This window comes from Ruegeria sp. C9, assembly GCF_056537585.1.
In genome coordinates, this window is the sequence record NZ_JBQFRU010000002.1 from 45938 (window position 1) to 66864 (window position 20927).

The 20927-nt window shown below is 55.7% G+C and carries 22 protein-coding genes; 9 read left to right on the top strand and 13 right to left on the bottom strand.

The genetic code is table 11. The annotated features are described in order from the left end of the window. Positions 1-33: 33 nt before the first annotated feature. The 9 genes from ACR0NE_RS04350 to guaA all read right to left on the bottom strand — a co-directional run bounded on the left by ACR0NE_RS04350 (position 34) and on the right by guaA (position 8497). Positions 34-987 (bottom strand): alpha/beta fold hydrolase, encoded by a 954-nt coding sequence (locus ACR0NE_RS04350; RefSeq protein ID WP_170510670.1) that lies wholly within the window; start codon positions 985-987, stop codon positions 34-36. Continuing rightward, entirely contained in the window at positions 977-1894 is a 918-nt protein-coding gene (metA, locus tag ACR0NE_RS04355) for a homoserine O-acetyltransferase MetA (protein WP_170393257.1), read from the bottom strand. Before metA ends, ACR0NE_RS04350 begins: the two co-directional genes overlap by 11 nt. 38 nt (positions 1895-1932) lie before the next feature. Further along, the gene (locus ACR0NE_RS04360; RefSeq protein ID WP_170562988.1) at positions 1933-2805 is read right to left on the bottom strand and encodes an ATPase; all 873 of its coding nucleotides are present in this window, start codon (positions 2803-2805) and stop codon (positions 1933-1935) included. Between the two features lie 49 nt (positions 2806-2854). Then, a complete protein-coding gene (locus ACR0NE_RS04365) occupies positions 2855-3766 on the bottom strand; it encodes a DMT family transporter (RefSeq protein WP_480459369.1) in 912 nt (303 codons plus the stop codon). 82 nt (positions 3767-3848) lie between these two features. Beyond that, entirely contained in the window at positions 3849-5075 is a 1227-nt protein-coding gene (locus tag ACR0NE_RS04370; protein ID WP_170393255.1) for an OmpP1/FadL family transporter, read from the bottom strand. Between the two features lie 137 nt (positions 5076-5212). Further along, on the bottom strand, positions 5213-6100 hold the full coding sequence (locus ACR0NE_RS04375; RefSeq protein WP_170421307.1) for a DMT family transporter: 888 nt from the start codon (positions 6098-6100) through the stop codon (positions 5213-5215). 187 nt (positions 6101-6287) lie between these two features. Further along, on the bottom strand, positions 6288-6686 hold the full coding sequence (locus ACR0NE_RS04380) for an acyltransferase (protein WP_480459368.1): 399 nt from the start codon (positions 6684-6686) through the stop codon (positions 6288-6290). Next, positions 6683-6880 carry a hypothetical protein gene (locus ACR0NE_RS04385; protein ID WP_480459367.1) on the bottom strand — a complete coding sequence of 66 codons (198 nt, stop codon included), beginning with the start codon at positions 6878-6880 and terminating at the stop codon, positions 6683-6685. Before ACR0NE_RS04385 ends, ACR0NE_RS04380 begins: the two co-directional genes overlap by 4 nt. A 57-nt stretch (positions 6881-6937) precedes the next feature. Continuing rightward, positions 6938-8497 carry a glutamine-hydrolyzing GMP synthase gene (guaA, locus tag ACR0NE_RS04390; protein WP_170595793.1) on the bottom strand — a complete coding sequence of 520 codons (1560 nt, stop codon included), beginning with the start codon at positions 8495-8497 and terminating at the stop codon, positions 6938-6940. A gap of 70 nt (positions 8498-8567) precedes the next feature. Between guaA and ACR0NE_RS04395 the strand changes: the two genes are divergently transcribed. Both ACR0NE_RS04395 and ACR0NE_RS04400 read left to right on the top strand, forming a co-directional pair. Next, positions 8568-9008 carry a GNAT family N-acetyltransferase gene (locus ACR0NE_RS04395; RefSeq protein ID WP_170595791.1) on the top strand — a complete coding sequence of 147 codons (441 nt, stop codon included), beginning with the start codon at positions 8568-8570 and terminating at the stop codon, positions 9006-9008. Between the two features lie 134 nt (positions 9009-9142). After that, a complete protein-coding gene (locus tag ACR0NE_RS04400) occupies positions 9143-10687 on the top strand; it encodes a trimethylamine methyltransferase family protein (protein ID WP_170393250.1) in 1545 nt (514 codons plus the stop codon). Here the strand turns inward: ACR0NE_RS04400 and ACR0NE_RS04405 are convergent, their stop codons facing one another. Then, positions 10688-10987: a DUF6477 family protein gene (locus ACR0NE_RS04405; protein ID WP_170510243.1), complete on the bottom strand. Its 300-nt coding sequence runs from the start codon at positions 10985-10987 to the stop codon at positions 10688-10690. A gap of 241 nt (positions 10988-11228) precedes the next feature. Between ACR0NE_RS04405 and ACR0NE_RS04410 the strand changes: the two genes are divergently transcribed. Both ACR0NE_RS04410 and ACR0NE_RS04415 read left to right on the top strand, forming a co-directional pair. Further along, positions 11229-12326, top strand: coding sequence for a DUF6456 domain-containing protein (locus tag ACR0NE_RS04410; RefSeq protein WP_170595789.1), 1098 nt, complete (start codon positions 11229-11231; stop codon positions 12324-12326). Between the two features lie 60 nt (positions 12327-12386). Further along, a complete protein-coding gene (locus ACR0NE_RS04415) occupies positions 12387-13310 on the top strand; it encodes a hydrogen peroxide-inducible genes activator (protein WP_170595787.1) in 924 nt (307 codons plus the stop codon). Positions 13311-13361: 51 nt separating this feature from the next. Here the strand turns inward: ACR0NE_RS04415 and ACR0NE_RS04420 are convergent, their stop codons facing one another. Beyond that, positions 13362-13910 carry a peroxiredoxin gene (locus ACR0NE_RS04420; RefSeq protein ID WP_170393246.1) on the bottom strand — a complete coding sequence of 183 codons (549 nt, stop codon included), beginning with the start codon at positions 13908-13910 and terminating at the stop codon, positions 13362-13364. 262 nt (positions 13911-14172) lie between these two features. On the opposite strand from ACR0NE_RS04420, the gene lipA reads away from it, so the two are divergent. Both lipA and ACR0NE_RS04430 read left to right on the top strand, forming a co-directional pair. Beyond that, positions 14173-15123 carry a lipoyl synthase gene (lipA, locus tag ACR0NE_RS04425; protein ID WP_170421324.1) on the top strand — a complete coding sequence of 317 codons (951 nt, stop codon included), beginning with the start codon at positions 14173-14175 and terminating at the stop codon, positions 15121-15123. Then, positions 15120-16265 (top strand): amidohydrolase, encoded by a 1146-nt coding sequence (locus ACR0NE_RS04430; protein WP_170595785.1) that lies wholly within the window; start codon positions 15120-15122, stop codon positions 16263-16265. The genes lipA and ACR0NE_RS04430 overlap by 4 nt, the downstream gene beginning before the upstream one ends. 162 nt (positions 16266-16427) lie before the next feature. Here ACR0NE_RS04430 and hpt read toward each other — a convergent pair whose 3' ends face one another. After that, a complete protein-coding gene (gene hpt / locus ACR0NE_RS04435) occupies positions 16428-16976 on the bottom strand; it encodes a hypoxanthine phosphoribosyltransferase (RefSeq protein WP_170595783.1) in 549 nt (182 codons plus the stop codon). A gap of 72 nt (positions 16977-17048) precedes the next feature. Here hpt and ACR0NE_RS04440 point away from each other — a divergent pair, with 72 nt between their 5' ends. Both ACR0NE_RS04440 and ACR0NE_RS04445 read left to right on the top strand, forming a co-directional pair. Next, entirely contained in the window at positions 17049-17492 is a 444-nt protein-coding gene (locus tag ACR0NE_RS04440; RefSeq protein WP_170393242.1) for a type II toxin-antitoxin system RatA family toxin, read from the top strand. Between the two features lie 38 nt (positions 17493-17530). After that, positions 17531-18826 (top strand): MmgE/PrpD family protein, encoded by a 1296-nt coding sequence (locus ACR0NE_RS04445; protein ID WP_170393241.1) that lies wholly within the window; start codon positions 17531-17533, stop codon positions 18824-18826. On the opposite strand, the gene pyrC is transcribed toward ACR0NE_RS04445, so the two are convergent. Next, positions 18823-19860, bottom strand: a complete 1038-nt coding sequence (gene pyrC, locus ACR0NE_RS04450; protein WP_170595781.1) for a dihydroorotase — start codon at positions 19858-19860, stop codon at positions 18823-18825. The genes ACR0NE_RS04445 and pyrC overlap by 4 nt on opposite strands. Positions 19861-20006: 146 nt before the next feature. Between pyrC and ACR0NE_RS04455 the strand changes: the two genes are divergently transcribed. Next, on the top strand, positions 20007-20915 hold the full coding sequence (locus ACR0NE_RS04455; protein WP_170421335.1) for an AAA family ATPase: 909 nt from the start codon (positions 20007-20009) through the stop codon (positions 20913-20915). Positions 20916-20927 lie beyond the last annotated feature (12 nt).

Genomic DNA, 20927 nt, shown 5'->3' on the forward strand with positions numbered 1-20927 from the left:
AAATCCATATCTTACTATGAATTACGGATGGACTTAACGCAAACCCGCGCGCTCGGCTGCGCGGTCGATTGCGGCGGCAACCTCTGGGGCGGCCACAACCTGCGGCATGTGTCCTATGCCGTCCAATTCGATCAGCTCAGCGCCGGGAATCTGTTCGATCAGGCGCTCGGAATGCCAGCCCAGCCCGACAGTCGTATCCGCCGTACCGTGGACAATTTCGGTTGGCACGGAGATCTCGCCATAGCGGGGTTGAAGCTCGGTGATTTCATCCAGCAGATTTGCACGCTGTTTGGCATTTGCGTGCATCGAAGACTGGCGCATGGTCAAGCCCGGCCCGAAATGCTCGGCATATCCTTCGGGGGCTTTTTGCGGTGCAAACACCTGGTCCAATGCCTTCGTAACAAACCAGTCAGGAACAAATGCGCTGACCAAAGGCAAGGCAAGGGCGTTGCCCGCTGTCGTCGCACCAATAGTGTTGAACGCGTCCAGAGGTGTTTCCCACGGGATCGCCGCCGGAGCGATCAGGACCAAAGCTGTGATGTTGTCGGGCCGGGTGACAGCCCAGGCAAGCGAAACCGAACCGCCATAGCTTTGCCCGGCGACGATCGGTTTTTCTGCGCCTAGTTTCGATGCGGCCCGTTGTAGGATTTCCGCTTGTTCGACAATGGTTTCGCCGTCGGAGTTAAAGCTATCTGAATATCCAAGACCCGGGCGGTCAAAGACGATGACGCGATAGGTCTCGGCCAGAATTGGGGCCAGCGCAAAAGTCATGTCGCGCGTGTTTCCGCTGGACCCGTGGATAAGCACCACATCCGGCCCTACGCCCATCACGACGGCATGCACAGCAACGCCATCGACATCGACGATCTGGCCTTCTGGCGGAAACGAAGCCTCGGCGCTGCTTTCACGCTGCGCGCTGCGCCATGCGGTCACAAGAGCGAGGCCCACAAGCGCAACGCTGAGTGATATCAAAAGCTTACTGGCCAATTTTACTCATATCAAACGGGGTTGTCTGGTAAATTTCATTGATCCAGTTACCATAAAGCAGATGCGCGTGACTGCGCCACCTGTTCTGAGGGTTCTGGCTTGGATCATCGTCGGGATAGTAGTTGATAGGCACATTAATCGGCGTGTTATTTGCGATGTCCCGGTCATATTCCTGTTTGAGCGTATCGCTGTCATACTCAAAGTGATTGAAGATATAGAGCGCCCGATGCACGGGATCTTCGATCAGGCAGGGGCCGACATCATCACTGCCAAGCAAAGTGATCAGATCAGGAACCGCATCGATCTCGTATTGCCGCATCTCGGTCCAGCGGCTGACGGGTATCACGCAATCATCAGAAAAACCACGCAAAAATGGAGACGCGGGTGCTAGGTTCCGGTGCCGGAAGCAGCCAAAGGCCTTCGCATCCAGCATGTGTTTTTCAACGTCGTGGAAATGGTTGATCATCGCCATACCACCCCAGCATACGCCAAATGTGGAATGCACATTGGTCTGGGTCCACTCAAACACTTCGCGGATTTCATCCCAATAGGTGACGTCAGCGAAATCCAGATGTTCGATTGGTGCACCGGTTATGATCAGGCCGTCGAACTTCTGGTCCTTCACCTCCTGAAAAGGATGGTAGAACTCGGCCATATGCTCGGCGGCGGTATTCTTTGTCTGGTGTTCCGTCATGCGGATCAGCGATAGCTCGATCTGCAGTGGGGTCGCTCCGATCAGGCGTGCGAACTGGTTTTCGGTCTGTATCTTCTTTGGCATCAGGTTCAAAAGCCCGATCCGAAGGGGGCGAATATCCTGCCGTGCGGCCTGATCATCAGCCATGACCATGACGCCCTCATTTGTCAGGACTTCAAAGGCGGGCAGGTCGGAGGGGATTTTGATCGGCATTTGGTCACGCTGTTGAAACTGCGAAGGAAGTCTGGAACTTAGGCGGGGTTGGGGCGGGTCTCAAGGGTGCGTTCGATCAACTCATCGAAATCGCCACTATCCCGCACTTTGGCGATGTCATCGGCTGCTATTGTAACACCCCAATTTCGGGCCATCGCTTCATAGCGTGGCTGCCGGTGCGCCAGCGCTTGCGCATATGTCCAGCGGATGAATGCATCCGGATCAACCTTGGTGCCGGAACACTTGTTGAGGGCGAGGTATTCGTCCCAAACCCTCTGCAGGAACTCGGCCTTATAGGACATAGGCTTTGGTGCCTTGTCGAAGCGTTTGATCAGTTCTTCAGTGTGGGCTTCATCGCCCTTGATCCAGATCATCAGGGTCTGGCGCGACAATTCGGTCAGAATGTGGTCATTTGGATTGTCAGGCTCTACCCATTCGCAGATTGACCCGCCGGTATCGCAGATAAAGTGTGGATAGCTATAAAGACGATTGGCCCGGTCTATGAAATACTTGGTATCCAACAGGGCATGGATTTCGGCCTGCCGAAACTGGTCTTGCCGCAGCTGATATTCCGAGATTTCAAGGCCGCCCAGATCGGGATTGCCCGGCTTGCCCAGATAAGTCGACACCGGGGTCAGGTTCTGAAACGTGATGTTCGACCCGATATATATTGAATCCGACAGCAAAAGCTCGCGGAGAAAGGGTACTTTCATCGCCTCAGCCTTGGCATTGTCCGCGATATGTTCGCCCATATAGCGGGTGCCGATGCGGTAATCGATTGAATAGTGGAACCAGTCCCCGGCATCTCGCAGCGTGTTTGAGACATAGGATTTTCCCAACCCGGACATACCGAAGAACAACACCTTCTTTCGCGCAGCCTGACGCCAGTCCGTTGCCGAGTTGTAGATCATAATCCGCGGTCCCTTGTTTTGCCCTAGCTAAAACGGGCCGCTGGCGGCGTCAATCGCGTCGGCGAGATCGGCTGAGGATGAGCAAGCCGATCGCCAGTACCGTAAAACCGATAAAAGCACGTGGTGGCAAAGCTTCATCGCGTACCAAAGCACCCATTAGTATTGCGATTGGCGGAATGATGAGCGTTACGAGCAGAACATTGCCGCTGCCTGCTTGTTGCAGCACCCGATAGTACAGCAAATAGGCTCCGGCTGTTGCCAGCAGGGCATAATAGGTGATTGCCAGCCAAGTTTGCAGGGGCAGGGTGAAGGTCGGAACTCCATCGACCAACAACATAACAGGCGTCATCAGGATCGCAGATCCGGTCAACATACCTGCCGCGGCGATCTGAGGGGGAAGGGCGCTCATGTGGCTACGCGCCCAGATGGCTGCAAACGCATAAGAAAGCGTCCCAGCCAGGATCGCAACCTGACCCAGGTTGCTTGGGTTTAGGTTGCTAAACTGTCTGAGGCCAATTGTGATTGAAACGCCCAGAAACCCAAGCCCTACGCCAAGGAGGCGGGTTTTAGTCAGCCTCTCGTCGCGAAAAAACAAGGCCGCTAAAAGGACGCCGAAGATCGCGGTGGCAGCGTTCAGAATCGATGTCAGCCCAGTTTCGACATAGAGCTGCCCCCAGGCCATAAGCGAGAATGGCAGGACATTGTTCAACAGCCCCATGATCAGAAAAATACCCCAGACCTTGGGATCGCTCGGGACCGGTTGGCGTTGAAAGATGATGACGATCCACAACGCCAGCGCTGCCCAAAAAACCCTGTGGAAAACTGATGTTATGACGGGAATCGTATCAAGTGCGATTCGGATCGCAAGGAATGACATTCCCCAAATGACACCAAGCAGTATCAATTCGGACCAAGTGCGAGCTGTGAGTGTTTTCTGAGAAGTCATGGCTTGTTCTGGCATCTCTCAATCAGCATATCGACCCGGAACATGCGAAAAAGCCCCACCGAGATGGCGGGGCTTAATATGCACATTTGCATCTGCTTTAGTTCAGCGCGTAAGTCACCTGAATACCAACGCTCCATGCGCTGTTGCCAGTGAACGTGGCACGGTTATCGGGGCCAGTACCGTTGGCAGTGGCATCCCCAATATCCGTATAGCGTACACCACCGGAAATCTTGGCCTTTTCAAGAGAGTAAGTGCCGCCCAGACCGATACTCCAGAACCCATCGGTCGGGCCTAGGTTCGAGACCGAGTTCCCCTGAGAGCTCTCGTAACCCAGCGTTACCGCGCCAGAGAATTCTTCGCTGAACTGATAGCCGAGACCCAGTGAGTAGGTCCATGTCGCCTCTTCGTAGTCGACCAGGTTAATACCTGTCAGACCAGTATAGACCGGCGGTGCGTACACGGTTTGCGGCCAGTCAACCCAACGGATCGAACCAAACAACAGGGTTTTTGGCGCGACACCTGTCTGGAAATCGAGATTGACCGATTGAGGCGTCACAACCTCGGTCGATGAATCAGCGCTGACGCGACCCACGACGGGTATGCCGGGTGGAACAATTCCCGTGATGGCATCGTTCGCTTCGGTCTGCGATAGATCATGTGTGATTTTCGAGTTATAGGTCAGAGCGACCCGTGCGGCGATATCTGGCCGTTCCCAAGCAACACCGACAACGTAACCGAAATCGATCTCGGCATCGGTTTCAACGCGGTATCCGCCGGACGCGAATGGTGTTGTGCTTGCACCAGCGATCGGAACTGAAACACTTGCTTTCAGACGCTGGGCGCGGAGACCACCGATAACACTGAAGCCACCATCCAATTTGTAGCGAAGCAAAGCCGTGATCGCATCGGTATCTGCTTTTGCGCGAAGCACGTCAGTTGTTGCTCCGGGAAGACCTGCCAGAGCCAAGACATTCTGCGACAAGGGATAATCCGAAGAATAGTCGATATCCGCGCCAAACGGCTCGTCATAAACCAGCGCGAAGTCGAGCTTTTCGGTCAAAGAAGTCTTGTATGCCAGATGCGGAGTGAAAAAGCTGTTCGAGACATTGCCCGAGTCAATCGTTTCCCCAAACGTCGGGCTGGTCGGGATTTGATCCTCCATCGATCCGCTTACGTCCGGCTTTGTATACCCAAGCCGAAACTGCACGACAGATCCCTCTTCGAACAGGATGTTAACACCTTGCCCACTTCGGTCTAGGCCGCCGGCCTGCGCCGCGGTTGCCCCAATGCACAACGCGCATGTGTGCAACAACACTCGTTTCATATATTCCTCCCTACACTGTCCAAATTGCCTGTTATACGCATCCTCATTGGGCGTATTCAGCCTCGTTACCGCTTTTTACTGTCTTAAACTTTAAAATTGGGTCAACCGGTGACGGAGCGTTATTCAGCAAAATAGCTCTATGCGGGTGTTGCTGAATTGTTACGGTTCTCGGACCAAACGTTCAGGAAAATCCCGGCAAAGATCACCACGGCCCCCAGAAGCGTCCAGTGATCCAGCGGCTCGTGATAAATGACCATCCCGAGGATCGCGATGGTCGGAAGGCGTGCAAAATCAAACGGCACGACCACGGTCGCAGGCGCGATGGCCAGGGCATTGGTAATACAGTAGTGGGCCAATAGGCCTGCCAAGCCGACAAGCAAAAGAAGCGGCGCAGTCGTTAAGGTTGGAAGTGTTATTTGCCCATCCAGACCTGATGCAACCAGACCCAAACCGGCCTGCATCAAAGTAAGCCAGAACATAATGCATCCGATGCTGGCTGTGCGCGTTAAGGACTTGGTCGATATTGCTGTTAACGCGAAGAAAATCGCAGATGCGGCCGCAGCAATAACGCCGGGACTAAGTGTGGCGGCCCCTGGACGGGCCACAATGAGAATCCCGGCAAATCCGATCAGGGCTGCGGTCAGACGCAAAGCGGTCAACCTCTCGTGCAGCAGCAGTGGGGATAGCAGGATCACCCAGATGGGTTGAGTGAATTCGAGTGCAAAGACCTGGGCCAACGGGATCACCGTTACTGCATAGAACCACAGGTTCTGCCCGGTGAAATGCAACACGTTCCGAATACCATGCAAACCAAGACGTTTGGTGGTTACCTGATGCCATTTGCGTGAAGCCGAGAGGACGATTGCCACCACGCAGATACCAACTAGGCTGCGATAGAACATGATCTCAAAGGTGTCGTGCGTCACGCTCAGCTCGCGGCCGGCAATGGCCATCGATGTGAATGAGGCGATCGCCCCTGTCATCCACAGCGCCGCCTTACCGATCTGCATTTTATTGCTGTTCATGAGATCTCTTACATGTGCCGTGGTGCAACGGGCTGAATAGATTGCGTTTTACCCGATGAAGCAAGGCTAAATGTAAGTCTGGCCGTCTATGATCGCTTTGGGTGAGCGGCTTAGATGATGCTAGTATTCTGACGCGAACCCGCAAATAAAAGGGGTTCTTAGCCGTTCGGCGTGCTGGCACTGATACTCAGGTGGTTGGCAGAGCTTTGCTGACCGAATCGTCGTTCAACACGTATCGAGCACCGGTATGAGGGCAGGTAACCTCACCACGACCAGTGAGAGGTAAATCCAACTGCTCGTCATACTCGCTCATCCAGCCAATCTGTTTTGCAGCGACGTCCACCATCAGTGTGTATGGCTTCACGTCAGCATTAACAACGGCACCTGCGCCGATAAACGCGTATTCCCCGATTGTGGCACCGTAAACGATCGTGCAATTGGCGCCCAGCGTGGCCCCTTTCGTTACCAGGATATTGCGGTATTCGGCCTTTCGTTCGATCAATGAACGCGGGTTGTACACATTCGTGAACACCATGCTCGGCCCACAGAATACGCCGTCTTCCAGCGTGGTGTTGTCATAGTTCAAAACGTTGTTCTGATTTTTTTGCAATCGTCGCCAATTATGACCTTGTTCCCAACGAATACATTCTGCCCAAGTGAAACATTTCGGCCCAGCTTAGCGCCGCTGCAGATGTGCACCCAATGCCAGATTCGGCAGCCATCTCCGATCTGCGCGCCTTCATCGACGATTGCCGTTTCATGTACCGAGTAGTTGCTCATCGAATTGTCCTTCTCCCGTCAAACGCGGTGCATTTCAGCACTGTCGAGGGGGAATAATCATTCCCATTCAATCGTTCCGGGAGGTTTCGAGGTGATGTCGTAAGTGCACCGGTTGATGCCCTTGACTTCGTTGATGATACGCGTGGCGGTTTCACCGAGGAATTCGTGGCTGAACGGATAGTAGTCCGCTGTCATGCCATCGACGGATGTGACCGCGCGGAGGGCGCAGGCATAATCGTATGTTCGTCCATCCCCCATTACACCGACTGTGCGCACCGGAAGAATGGCGATAAAGGCCTGCCAAATCTCATCATACAGACCATGTTTGCGAATCTGGTCGATATAGATGGCATCGGCTTCGCGCAGGATCTCAAGCTTTTCGCGAGTTATCTCACCCGGGCAGCGAATGGCAAGGCCGGGGCCGGGGAAGGGGTGGCGACCGATGAAGCTGTCGGGCAGGCCCAACTCTCGGCCCAACGCGCGGACCTCGTCCTTGAAGAGTTCACGCAGAGGCTCGACCAGCTTCAAACCCATCTTTTCAGGCAGGCCACCCACATTGTGATGCGATTTGATGGTCACAGATGGACCGCCCGAAAACGACACGGATTCAATCACATCTGGATACAGGGTGCCCTGTGCCAAGAACTCGGCGCCGTCGATTGTGTCGGCGTGTTTCTGGAACACGTCGATGAACAGCTTGCCGATAATCTTGCGCTTGGTCTCAGGATCGGATTGACCATCAAGTTCACCCAGGAACAGTTCACTTTCGTCCGCGTGGATCAACTGGATGTTGTAATTGTCGCGGAACATGCCGACGACTTCGGCAGCTTCGTTCTTGCGTAGCAGCCCATGGTCGACAAACACGCAGGTCAGCTGATCGCCAATCGCCTCATGTATCAGGATCGCCGCAACCGAGCTGTCGACACCGCCAGACAAGCCACAAATGACTTTTTTGTCCCCGACCTGTTCGCGGATCTTGCGGATCATCTCGTCCCGATAGGCCCCCATGGTCCAATCGCCCTTGAACCCTGCCAGTTTGACAAAATTCTCATAGAGCTTTGCACCCTTGGGTGTGTGATGAACCTCGGGGTGAAATTGCACCGCATAGAAATGACGCGAGGCGTCGGCCGTGATGGCATACGGCGCGTTGGGTGAAGTGCCGAACACCTCAAAACCCGGAGCGATTTCGCTTACATGATCGCCGTGGCTCATCCAGACCTGCTCGTCACCTTCGGCGAACCAGCCATCGAGGATATCAAGCCGATTATTCTGAGTAACAAATGCGCGGCCAAATTCTGCGGTGCCGTGCCCGCTTTCAACCTTGCCGCCCAGTTGATGCATCATCACCTGCTGACCATAGCAGATGCCCAGGATCGGCACGCCGTAGTCAAAAATCTCTTGCGGGGCGCGGGGTGAACCCTCGCGCGTAACACTGTCAGGGCCGCCCGAAAAAATGACGGCCTTGGGCGCCATCTCTCGCACGAAATCCATCGTGACGTTCTGGTAGGGGTGGATTTCGCAATAGACGTTCAGTTCGCGCAAGCGGCGGGCAATAAGCTGCGTCACCTGGCTGCCGAAGTCGATGATCAAAAGGCGGTCATGGCTGTCTTGGGTCATGATTGGCTATTAGGTCGCAAGCCTTGCTTGTGCAAGCGTAATGACGTCAATTCAGCGAGGAGGCTGATACATGACCACCATAAAACTCAGAACTGCCGAACGAAGCGACGCCAAGTCGATACAAGTTTGTATCGCAAGCGCTTATGCCGATGCGATGAGAGACATTGCCGATCTGCCGGATGTTACGTCTGGTATCGAGGAAGAGATCGCAGAGCATCAGGTCGTCATTGCTGAAGTGGACGGTACACTTTTTGGTGTCATCATATTTGATCAACAGGCCGAGGCTATGATGATATTCAATCTCGCCGTTTCGCCAGAGGCTCAGGGCATGGGTATTGCGCGGCAACTGCTTGCAGTTGCTGAAGCTAAGGCCGTTGAGGCCGGGCTTTCAGTCCAGCGCTTGCGGACACATCGGCTGATGCGTGCAACCCGCGAAATGTACACTCATCTGGGGTGGGTTGAGGTCGAGGTGTCAGGAAACACTGTCGTTATGCAGAAAAAGGCAAAGTAGTAACCGACAGACATATGTCGCAGCGGCCCGCGGTTCATGTCGCTTTTACCTCTAGAGCGCCGTAAACTACCTGTGGCGAAGTTTGCCGTTCATGTAACACATCTACCAAACCAACCAATCACGGGATTTACTCAATGGCAGAGGCAAACACCCGGCGCAGGGCACGGGGCGGCGGTGGTGCCGCCCGTCGTGCCGAGCGTACGGCGGTCAAGATCGAAACCGCGAAATATATCGAACGCAATATCCCCAATTTCGAGGTCCTCAACGAAGAGGCGCTGGAGATTATCGAAACCAATGCGGAAACCGTATTGGCTGAGATTGGCGTCAATTTCGTAGACAATCCGGCAGCGCTTGAGCGCTGGAAAGACGCGGGTGCAGATGTGGATGGTGAGCGCGTCCGCCTGCCGCGCGGCCTGGCACGTGAGCTGATCAAGACCGCCCCTAGCGAATTTACCCAGCACGCCCGCAATCCCGAGAAATCGGTAGTCATCGGCGGCCGCAATATGGTTCTGGCTCCGGTCTATGGTCCTCCGTTTGTACGCGATGCGCAAGGCGGACGTCGTTACGCGACAATGGACGATTTCAACAAGTTCGTGAAGCTGGCCTACATGTCCAAGTGGCTGCACCATTCGGGCGGTACGGTCTGCGAACCGACAGATATTCCGGTAAACAAGCGCCATTTGGACATGCTGATGGCGCATATGACTCTGTCCGACAAACCGTTCATGGGTTCGGTCACTGATCCCAGCCGGGCGCAGGATTCGATCGAGATGTGCGAGATCCTGTTCGGCAAAGAGTTCGTGCAGAACAACACCGTGATGACATCTTTGACCAACATCAACTCGCCGATGACCTTTGACGACGTGATGATGGGTTCTCTGGAAGTTTATGCCGCAAACAATCAGGCCTGCATTATTTCGCCGTTCATCGTGGGTGGTGCTATGGCACCGGTTTCGGTCGCGGGCACGCTGACGCAGGTTCTGGCCGAGGTCATGGCAGGTGTAGCATATAGCCAGATCATCCGTCCGGGTGCTCCTGCGATCTTTGGGGCGTTCGTATCGTCGATCGACATGAATTCAGGAGCGCCGACCTTTGGCACCCCAGAGGCTTCGCACGTCACTTATGGCGCGGGTCAGTTGGCGCGCCGACTGGGTCTACCATATCGCTCTGCGGGTTCGTTCTGTGGTTCAAAATTGCCGGATGCGCAAGCTGCGTATGAGACCGCGAATTCGTTGAACATGGGCCTTATGTCGGGTGTGAATTTCATGCTGCATTCCTGCGGTTGGCTCGAAGGCGGCTTGGTGGCGGATTTCGAGAAATTCGTCATGGATGCCGATCAGTTGGGCGTCTTGCACGGATTGGCCAAAGGTGTGGCCTATGATGAGAATGCACAGGCGATGGACGCCATCCGCGAAGTCGGTCCCGGAGGTCACTATTTGGGTTGTGCCCATACGCAAGCCAACTTCAAGGAAGCGTTCTGGAAAACCGATCTCTTGGATTATAAGCCGTTTGAGACCTGGGAAGAAGAAGGCGCCCGCGATACACGGACGCTGGCTTCGGCACGGGTTGAGCATCTGTTGGCGAACTACCAGCAGCCGCAGCTTGACCCTGATGTAAAGGCGGCGCTCGACGCATATGTTGCCGAAAAGAAAGCATCGATGCCGGACGCGTTCACCTGATTACTGATACTGCGTTGCGCGACTGGCCTGATACAGTTGCGCTTCGCCATTCAATGCAATCAGCAGATCAAGATGGCGCACCAGTGAATAGGCCGCGTCTTCTTCGATGCGTTGCGCGTTAATCTCACGTTCCAATTCCAGCAAACGGATCAACGCTGCTCCAGTGGCCGGCGTTGATCCATACCCAAGAAGCCGTTGCAGGTGGCGGTCGCGATTATAGTCCTGCGCCCCGATCTTGGCGGCACGGGCCAGTAGTCGCGGGCGGCGGAGTGTGGTGATCATGGTCATCAGGTCCTGCACGGCAGCTTTCCTTCTTTTTCAATTTCGCTGTCTGAAATGTGACACAACCTAAGCGGGTGTTGCCTTGTGCGGGATCACCCCGAACTATGGTTTCACCACTGTTTATCTTTTTGAATCAATTCTGCTCTGTGCCGTCTGTGATTAACGAACGAGTAACGAAAGCAACTCTAGTTAGATTTGGTTAACTAAGAATCCGACGGCTAAAACTGTCAGTTTGTTTTGTCGACGAGGGCGAAGAAATATGGAAAACAGCGTGGCATTCACTGTTCCGGCATGGGTTCCCGAAGGGGCGCAACGATATCTGGACCATACGGAGTCAGGGCGATCTATTCGGGATATTGCGCGGTCCGCAGGGTGCCATGCCTCGACCATTCTGCGTCAGATCCGCAGGGTTGAGATGCGCAGGGACGATCCTTTGGTGGATGCAGCTCTGCATTCTCTGGCCCAGTCACACTTTGCGCCAATGGAGCGCACAGGTTCTGCATTTGCAATCGTGACGTCTGAGGCAGGACGGCCCGAAGCCCAAGACGACGAATTCGAGCGCGAGTCGCTGCGTGTACTGAGGCGCATGTGTGAATCCGGTGCAGTGCTTGCCGTGGCCGAGGATATGGACAAAGCTGTTGTGGTTCGGGACAACGGCGAAGGCGGAACTACTAAAACAGCGGTTGTAGATTGCCGGATCGCGCAGGCTCTGGCGCTGAATGATTGGATTTCATGCGATAGTCCGGGTCGGATCTCGCGCTACCGGATTTCAACCTCGGGCAGGGCTGCACTAAGTCATTTGATTGCCGAGGCCGAAAACCGGGCGCGTACGCAGAATGAATTTGGCATGGCGGAAGCGCAGGCCGCATTCAAACCCGCAACTGCGGGTGCAAGGGCGCCATCACAGCCTCGCGTCCGTTACAGCACTGTGGAAAGCCCGCTGATCGCTTTGGCGCGCCGCCGCGACCGGGATGGCAAGCCGTTTCTGGATGAAACTCTGGTGAGCGCGGGCGAGCGCTTGCGTGAGGATTTCGAACTGGCCCAGATCGGACCTCAGGTCACACAAAATTGGGATCGCTTTCTGACAGGCGGTGGACGCGGTGACTTTGCCTCGGACAGCCAGGTGGGGCGAGGACCTTCTGGTGCCAGGGATCGTGTGGCCCGCGCGCTGTCTGACCTTGGGCCGGGTTTGAGCGACGTCGCGCTGCGCTGTTGTTGTTATCTAGAAGGGCTTGAGCTGGCTGAAAAGCGGATGGGCTGGTCTGCGCGATCAGGCAAGATCGTGCTGCGGATCGCGTTGCAAAGGCTGAAGCGCCACTACGAGGACCAGACCGAGCGGGATCGGATGATCGGCTGAACGATTCATGCAGCCATATACCGGCCTTGCGGAAATGACCCCAAATGATAGTCAGGGGTTATGAATTTCACCTTCCGCCAGCTGCAATATTTCCAGGCCGTCGCCGAACAGCGTAACTTTGGCCGTGCCGCGCAGGTCTGCCATGTGTCGCAGCCTGCGCTTTCGGTTCAAATCAAGGCACTGGAAGACTCGATCGGTGGGCCGTTGTTCGAACGGCAGGCCCGCGACATCCTGTTGACACCACTTGGTCGAGACGTTTTGGACTATGCCCAACATGTCCTGAACGCGGTCGAACGGTTGGACCGGTTTGCACGCGACCATTCGGGTGGCCATAGGTCCCTGTCGATCGGGATTATTCCTACGGTTGCACCTTATTTGCTGCCGGGGGTGTTAGCCGGGTTGCGGGCTGCGGATGTCTCGTTACGGGTTCAGATTCGTGAGGCCCGGACCGAGCGATTGCTATCCATGTTGGGCTTGGGCGAAATAGATGCCGCCGTACTGGCGCTGCCCTTGGGAAGTGGAACTTTCCACGAAGAGCCGCTTTTCGAAGATCGGTTCTTGCTGGCAGGAAGTCAGACTCGCTTGAATCGATTGACCATCAGCCCGGAAGAGTTGCGGCCTGTGGACTTGAAGACAGCGCAATTGATGCTGTTGGAAGACGGGCACTGCCTGACAGATCAGGCGCTAGAAGTTTGCGGTCAGGATCGTACCAGCGGCCAAATTAATATGGGCGCGTCCTCACTTGCCACGTTGTCGCGTTTGGTCGCCGAAGGGTTTGGCCTGACGTTGATGCCTGAACTTGCGGCGCAGGCCGAGACGGATGCAGTCCCCGGTTTGCGATTGTTGCGATTTGGTGCGCCGCAACCGGCGAGGACCATTGGCCTGGTGCGTCGCAGCTCGACCGGAGCGGAGGAGTGGTTCGATCGATTGGCGCAAGTAATCCGGCAGGTCGGTGAAGACGTGGTAGCTAAAACTCGAACCTAACGAAAAAGGCCCGCCGAAATGGTGGGCCTTTCAAAGTAGTGCATGACAGGATTATGCCAGCGCCGGTTCGCGGGCTTCGTCCAGATGCTTCATTAGGTTTTCTGGGGACGACACGCCGTAAGGGTCTTCGGGGCAGTTATCCATCAGGCCGGGCTCTTCGAACCATGCCTCCACAACGCCATCGTTGACGATGGCTGCGTAACGCCACGAGCGCATGCCAAAGCCCAGATTGTCCTTGTCGACCAGCATACCCATTTTACGCGTGAACTCACCGGACCCATCAGGAATGACCTTGACGTTTTCCAGACCCTGATCGGCGGCCCATTTGTTCATGACAAAGCTGTCGTTGACGGACATGCAGTAGATTGCATCGATGCCCTTGGCCGCAAAATCGCCGTGGCCTTTTTCGAAACCAGGCAATTGATAGGTCGAGCATGTCGGGGTGAATGCGCCGGGCAGCGAGAACAGGATAACGCGCTTGCCTGCAAAATAATCCGCAGTTGTCTTGTCTTCCCAACGGAACGGGTTGGGGCCTTCGACGGCCTCATCGCGGACACGGGTGTGGAAGGTTACGTCAGGTAGTTTTGCACCGGTTTTCATCATCAAACTCCTGTGATTCACATATGTTTGCCGCGAGAGTTAAAATGATTCTAACTCGGCTTCAATGATATATATGCTGCAAAAGCATAATATCTTTGATGGCGTTAAGGCATTATAAGTAATGCGTAAAATGATGTGCATGGTCACTTTCGCTGCACGCGCGTAGACGTGCTGCATAGCGGCTATGCGCCGCTGGTGTAACCAAATGAGTCGGTCTATGTTATGAACAAAGAAAATTGACCCAAAGTCAGGAAAGCCAGCTGTGCGTGATCTGAAAATACCCGAGCAAAGACACCCCGAAAAGGCACATCGACCTGACAATGCGGCTCCGCGCAAACCGAACTGGATTCGTGTCAAAGCGCCGGGTGGCAAGGGCTATGCCGAGACGCACAAGATCATGCGTGACAACAATCTGGTCACCGTCTGCGAAGAAGCCGGATGCCCGAATGTGGGTGAGTGCTGGAGCCAGGGTCACGCGACCATGATGATCATGGGCGAAATCTGCACGCGCGGTTGTACCTTCTGCAACATTGCGACCGGTAAGCCGGATACTCTGGATGCATTTGAACCGGGTCGCGTGGCGCATGCGGTGCAGAAGCTGGGCTTGAACCATGTGGTCATCACATCCGTGGACCGGGATGACCTGCAGGATGGAGGGGCTGACCATTTCGCCCAAACCATACGCGCAGTACGCCACCGCTCGCCCAAGACTACAATCGAGATTCTGACGCCGGATTTCCTGAAATGCGATCCCTCGGTGCTTGAGATTGTTGTCGAGGCCAAGCCAGATGTGTTCAATCACAATCTTGAAACGGTGCCGGGCCTATATCCTCAGGTGCGTCCCGGTGCGCGATATTTCCACTCATTGCGCTTACTGCAGCGGGTCAAAGAAATGGACCCGTCCATTTTCACCAAATCCGGCATAATGGTCGGACTGGGCGAGGACGAGCAGCAAGTTCGTCAGGTCATGGATGACATGCGCGCGGCGGATATCGATTTTCTGACTATCGGTCAGTATCTGCAGCCAACACCCAAGCATCATGGCATTGACCGCTTTGTTACACCCGAAGAGTTTGCGGCCTATGAAAAAGCTGCATTCGGCAAAGGTTTCCTTATGGTCTCGGCAACTCCTTTGACCCGGTCGTCTTACCACGCGGGCGATGATTTCGCCCGTTTGCGCGAAGCTCGACAAAAGAAGTTGAACCAGAGGTGAAACCCGAACTTCAATCCTGGCTTACCGAAAAGCGCCATGAACTGCATCAAGTGCCTGAGATATCGGGCGAGGAACGTGGAACCGCGACGAGTATCTCGAACTTGCTTCAGGCGTGTGATCCCGATGCGGTTCTGACAGGTATCGGTGGCCACGGTGTCGCGGCGGTTTATGATAGCGGACAGCCCGGACCAACCATCGGAATCCGATGTGAATTGGACGGTTTGCCGATTCAGGAAATCTCAAGTGCACGATACGCGTCGCAACATCCCGGAAAGGGGCATCTTTGCGGGCATGATGGCCATATGGCGATGGTGCTTGGTGTTGCCTTTGTATTGGGGGACAAGCGTCCGACCAAGGGGCGGGTGGTTCTGATTTTTCAACCCGCCGAAGAAACCGGTCAAGGTGCGATTGCCTATCGTGCTGATCCCAAGTTTGCGGATATCGCTCCGGACTATGTGTTTTCTTTGCACAATTTGCCGGGTTTGGAATTGGGCGGGGTTGAGCTTTGCTCGGGTCCGGCGAATTGCGCCTCGCGTGGGATGCGAATTGTTTTGACGGGCAAAACCTCTCACGCGGCGGCTCCTCAGGACGGTGTATCGCCAGCCGGTGCGTTGGCAGAGCTTATGCCTGCTTTGGCCATTCTGGGGCAGGGTGGGGCGCTGGATGCGGAATATGCGCTGACAACGGTAACCCATGCTAGGCTGGGTGAGGCCACTTTTGGAATCGCACCCGGTCAGGCCGAACTTTGGGTGACCCTGCGCACGGTCTCGGACAGCCGGATGGCAAGCCTGATCCGCGACGCAGAACAGCTGGTGGCTACACGTGCTCAGGCACAGGGATTAGGTGTTGAAATCACCTATGACGATGTGTTTGAGGCTTGCACAAATTCGGGTGAAGCCGTGCAGATCCTGTCAGAGGCCTGCCAAAGCCGCGACATTCCTTGCAAGCTGGTTGCGACCCCACAAAGGTTTTCGGAAGATTTCGGGCAGTTCGGAAAAGGTGCAAAAAGCGCCATGTTCTGGCTAGGCGCGGGGCGGGATCATCCGCAGCTACACAACCCCGACTATGATTTCCCGGATGCTTTGATCCCGATCGGGACAGATATTTTTCTGGCTGCTATCGAACAAACGCTCAAGGCCTGAGTTTTCTGGGCTGGCTTTCTGCCCATTCGGGCCACCACCCCATATATTCAATTCCGGCAATCATCAGGCAGATAAGGATTGCGCCAAACACCAGTTTCACGCGCCGTTCCGACGGCGGGTTTCGCCCCCATTTTGACATGCGAACAAAGTGGCGCAGACTCATCAGTCCTGATCTTCCACAAATCGAACCTTGCCGATAAACGGCAGGTTGCGATTGCGCTGCGCATAGTCGATGCCATAACCCACGACAAATTCATCAGGGATTTCAAACCCGATCCAGTCCGAGCGGAAATCAACCTCGCGCCGGCTGGGTTTGTCGAGAAGGGCGATGGATTTCAACCGATGTGGCTTGCGGGTACGGAGCAGCTTGGAGACGTGGTTCAGGGTATGGCCGGTATCCACGATATCCTCGACCACCAAAACATCGCGCCCTTCAATGGCGCCGCGTAAGTCCTTAAGAATACGAACTTCTCGACTGCTTTCCATCGAGTCACCGTAGGACGATGCCTCCAGAAAATCGACCTCGATGGGCAGGTCCAGCTCACGCACCAGATCAGCGATAAAGACGAAGCTGCCGCGCAGCAGGCCGACAACGACCAGCTTGTCAGTGCCGCCGAATTCAGCCGTTATTTCGCGGCAAAGCTCTTCGATCCGGGCAGCAATTGCCTTGGCCGAGATCATCTCATCTATCACATATGTGCGCTGGCTCATCGCTGCCCCCTTGATCTTTGGCGCGCAACATACGAAATCACGCGCCATTGTCACCAGTTAATCCCGGATATCATGCCAACCCATTCCGAGACCCGCCCGCTGCCTTACACCGCTCAGCAGATGTATGATCTGGTCGCGGATGTGGCGAAATACCCTGAATTTTTGCCTTGGTGCGCTGCGGCCCGTATCCGTCGGACCTATGCCGCTGGCGATGGCAAGGTGATGGAAGCGGATTTGGTTATTTCATTCAAGGTGTTCCGCGAACGCTTCGGCAGCCGCGTCACGCTGTTTGATGAGCTGAAACGGATCGATACCGAGTATCTGGACGGACCGTTCAAATACATGCGCTCGGATTGGGAGTTTGAAGATACGGAAGACGGCTGCAACGTCTCGTTCCACGTTGATTTCGAATTCAAGAACGCGGTTCTGCAAGGAATCATTGGCGTGGTTTTCAACGAAGCCATGCACCGTATCGTCCGAGCATTCGAACAACGTGCTGCCGTCCTGTACGGCTGAGGCTTTACGCCCGAGCGGCGCGCGCTAGACTGCGCCACATGACCGATTTGACAACTGCCCTTGCCGAGTTTGCTGCTGGTTCTGTATCGACCACGGCGCAGGCCCGTATCGTGACATCTTTATCCGCGTTGGACTGGCTTGCCGTGGGGCGGGCAGGCGCAGATGAGCCGGTTTCCCGCATCATACGTCAGATGGTTCTTTCCGAGAGCGGTGCCGCACAGGCGCGTTTGTTCGGAGGCGGTGATGCGCCGCTACGCGCAGCGGCGCTAGTGAATGGTACCATTTCTCATGCGCTTGATTATGACGACACGCATTTCGCTCATATTGGTCATCCATCGGTTGCTGTTTTTCCTGCAGCCCTTGCTCTTGCGGCGTGGGAAGACCGACCTCTGGTCGATCTGCTTGAGGCAGCGCTAGTGGGAATGGAGTTATCGATCCGCATCGGTTTGTGGCTTGGTCGTGGTCATTATCAGGCTGGTTTTCACCAAACAGCCACGGCTGGCGCGTTTGGGGCTGCGGTGGCTGCGGGTCGGATTATGGCATTTGACGTAAAGCAGATGCGTGACCTGTTGGGGCTAACCGCGACCCGGGCCTCAGGGCAGAAATCACAGTTTGGGACAATGGGTAAACCCTATAACGCTGGGCTTGCAGCCTCGAACGGTGTTGAGGCCGCCCAGTTGATCCGCAACGGCTTTCAACCCGGTGCTGACGCATTGGAAGGCCCGTTTGGGTTTGGGGCGACACATTTGGGGGCTGACGATTTAGCTGCTGCGCTTGATGGTTTGGGGGACGAGTGGCTGTTCGAAAGCATCAGCCACAAATTCCACGCTTGCTGCCATGGCCTGCACGCGGCGCTTGAGGCTGCGCGCGATCTCGACATCGCCGAGCCTGAGGTGGCCGAGATCAAGATCAAAACCCACCCCCGCTGGATGAGTGTGTGCAATCAACTGCAGCCGACCAGTGGGTTAGGAGCGAAGTTTTCCTATCGTACCGTGATCGCAATGCAGGCAATGGGCTACGATACAGCTCTGCCAGGGAGCTATTCCGACAAGATTTGTGCTGATCCAAGGCTACAATCCTTAAGGGACCGAATCACGGTCGAGGCGGATGAGAGTCTGTCTGAGACACAAGCCCATCTGTCCCTGTTACGCCGGGACGGCGCGCGCCGCGAGGCCAGCCATGATCTGCTGGCACCGATGTCTCTATCGGATCGCGAAGATCGCGTCAGGGAGAAAGCGGCGAAGCTGATCGGGGGGGATGAGGCGGACGCCATCTGGTCGATGCTGCGCACCGGCGGGCGCGCAGCGGATTTGGCTGAAAGGCTAACTGATTAAGCGACGCGCCAATGCAGTGGAAAGCCCGGATCGAATACGGTCACGGGGCCGTCGCCGCTTTCGATTTTGGCCGGATAGACGACCTCATCGCCTTTGGTCAGCGTGATGGTCTCTTCGTTCACTGGCAGGCGATAGAAGGCCGGGCCGTTGAGTGACGCGAACGCCTCTAGCTTGTCCAACGCATCTGCGTGCTCGAACATTTCGGCCAGCAGTGACATTGTATTAGTTGCAGTGAAACAGCCGGCGCAGCCACAGGCCATTTCCTTGTTTGCATCCGTGTGCGGCGCGCTGTCTGTGCCCAAGAAGAAACGCGCATCGCCCGATGTCGCGGCGGTCAGCAGTGCCAGCCGATGCTCTTCGCGTTTGGCGACCGGCAAGCAGTAATAATGCGGCTTGATACCGCCCACCAGGATGTGGTTGCGGTTGATGATCAGGTGATGCGTTGTAATCGTCGCACCCAAATCTTTATCATTCGCCTTGACGTAATCCACGCCGTTTGACGTCGTGATGTGCTCCATCACCACGCGCAGTCCGGGTGTTGCTTTGCGAATCGGATCAAGAACGCGGTCGATGAACACCGCCTCGCGATCGAATATATCGATCTCGGCATCCGTGACTTCGCCGTGCACACATAGCGGCAGACCGATCTCGGCCATCTTCTCCAGCACCGGGCGCACCTTGTCGAAATCGCGAACGCCAGAAGACGAGTTGGTTGTTGCCCCAGCCGGGTAAAGCTTGACCGCCTTGACCAATCCGCTTGCATGTGCGGCGGCCACATCCGCCGGGTCTGTGTCTTCTGTCAGGTAGAGCGTCATCAGCGGCTCAAACGTCATGTCCTCAGGCAGAGCAGCAAGGATGCGGTCCCGATAAGCTGCTGCGTCGTCACCTTTGACAACGGGCGGAACCAGATTCGGCATGATGATGGCACGGGCAAAATGGCGCGCGGTTTCAGGCAAGACGGCTTGCAGCATCGCGCCATCGCGCAGATGCAAATGCCAGTCATCGGGGCGGCGGATCGTCAGGGATTGGGTCATGGCCCCCGGCTAACACAGCCGCTTGGGTGGTGAAAGACCCTCTTGCCCTTGCCGATGAGACAGATCGCTGTAAGTCACTGACGGATGGTGGTCTTGACCTCTGGTTGTGGTCATGACCTGTTGGGGCGCAGGAAAAAGGGGAACTCATGACACAGCCAAACTCCATCGATGCCGTGCAAGAGCTTTTGGGCTCTGAGGGTTATGTCTGTGGCCGGGCTTTGGCGACGGTTGTGTTTCTTTCGCTGAAACTTGGTCGACCTCTATTTCTGGAAGGCGAGGCGGGCGTCGGCAAGACTGAGATCGCCAAGGCGCTGGCCGCAGGATTGGGGCGGCGCCTGATCAGGTTGCAGTGCTACGAAGGCCTTGATGCCTCTTCCGCTGTGTATGAGTGGAATTTCCCCGCCCAGATGGTGGCGATCCGAACCGCAGAAGCGTCGGGTGGGGCGGACCGAGGCGCGTTGCAGACCGAGCTGTTCTCGGATGATTATCTGATCGAACGCCCCTTGCTGCAGGCCATGCGTCCGGATGCTAATGGGGCACCTGTATTGCTAATTGACGAATTGGACCGGACCGACGAACCCTTTGAGGCTTTCTTGCTGGAGGCGCTCAGTGACTTTCAGGTCACGATCCCCGAGCTTGGTACTGTCAAAGCTCCAGAACCGCCCATTGTGATCGTTACCTCGAACCGCACGCGCGAAGTACATGACGCGCTGAAACGCCGCTGCCTGTATCATTGGGTTGATTACCCTGACTTTGCGCGCGAGATCGAAATCCTGCACGCCCGAGCGCCGGAAGCGGCAGAAGCGCTGAGCCGTGAGGTGGTCGCCTTTGTTCAGCGCTTGCGCACCGAGGATTTGTTCAAGAAACCGGGGGTGGCCGAGACCATCGATTGGGCGAAGTGCCTGCTGGCGCTGGACGTTATCAACCTCAGTCCCGAAGTAATCGGCGATACGTTGGGTGCCATCCTGAAATACCAGGACGACATCCAAAAGTTGCAGGGGTCCGAGGCCAAACGCATTCTGGATCAGGCCAAGGCCGACCTCGAACCGGCATGAGGCTCAATTCGC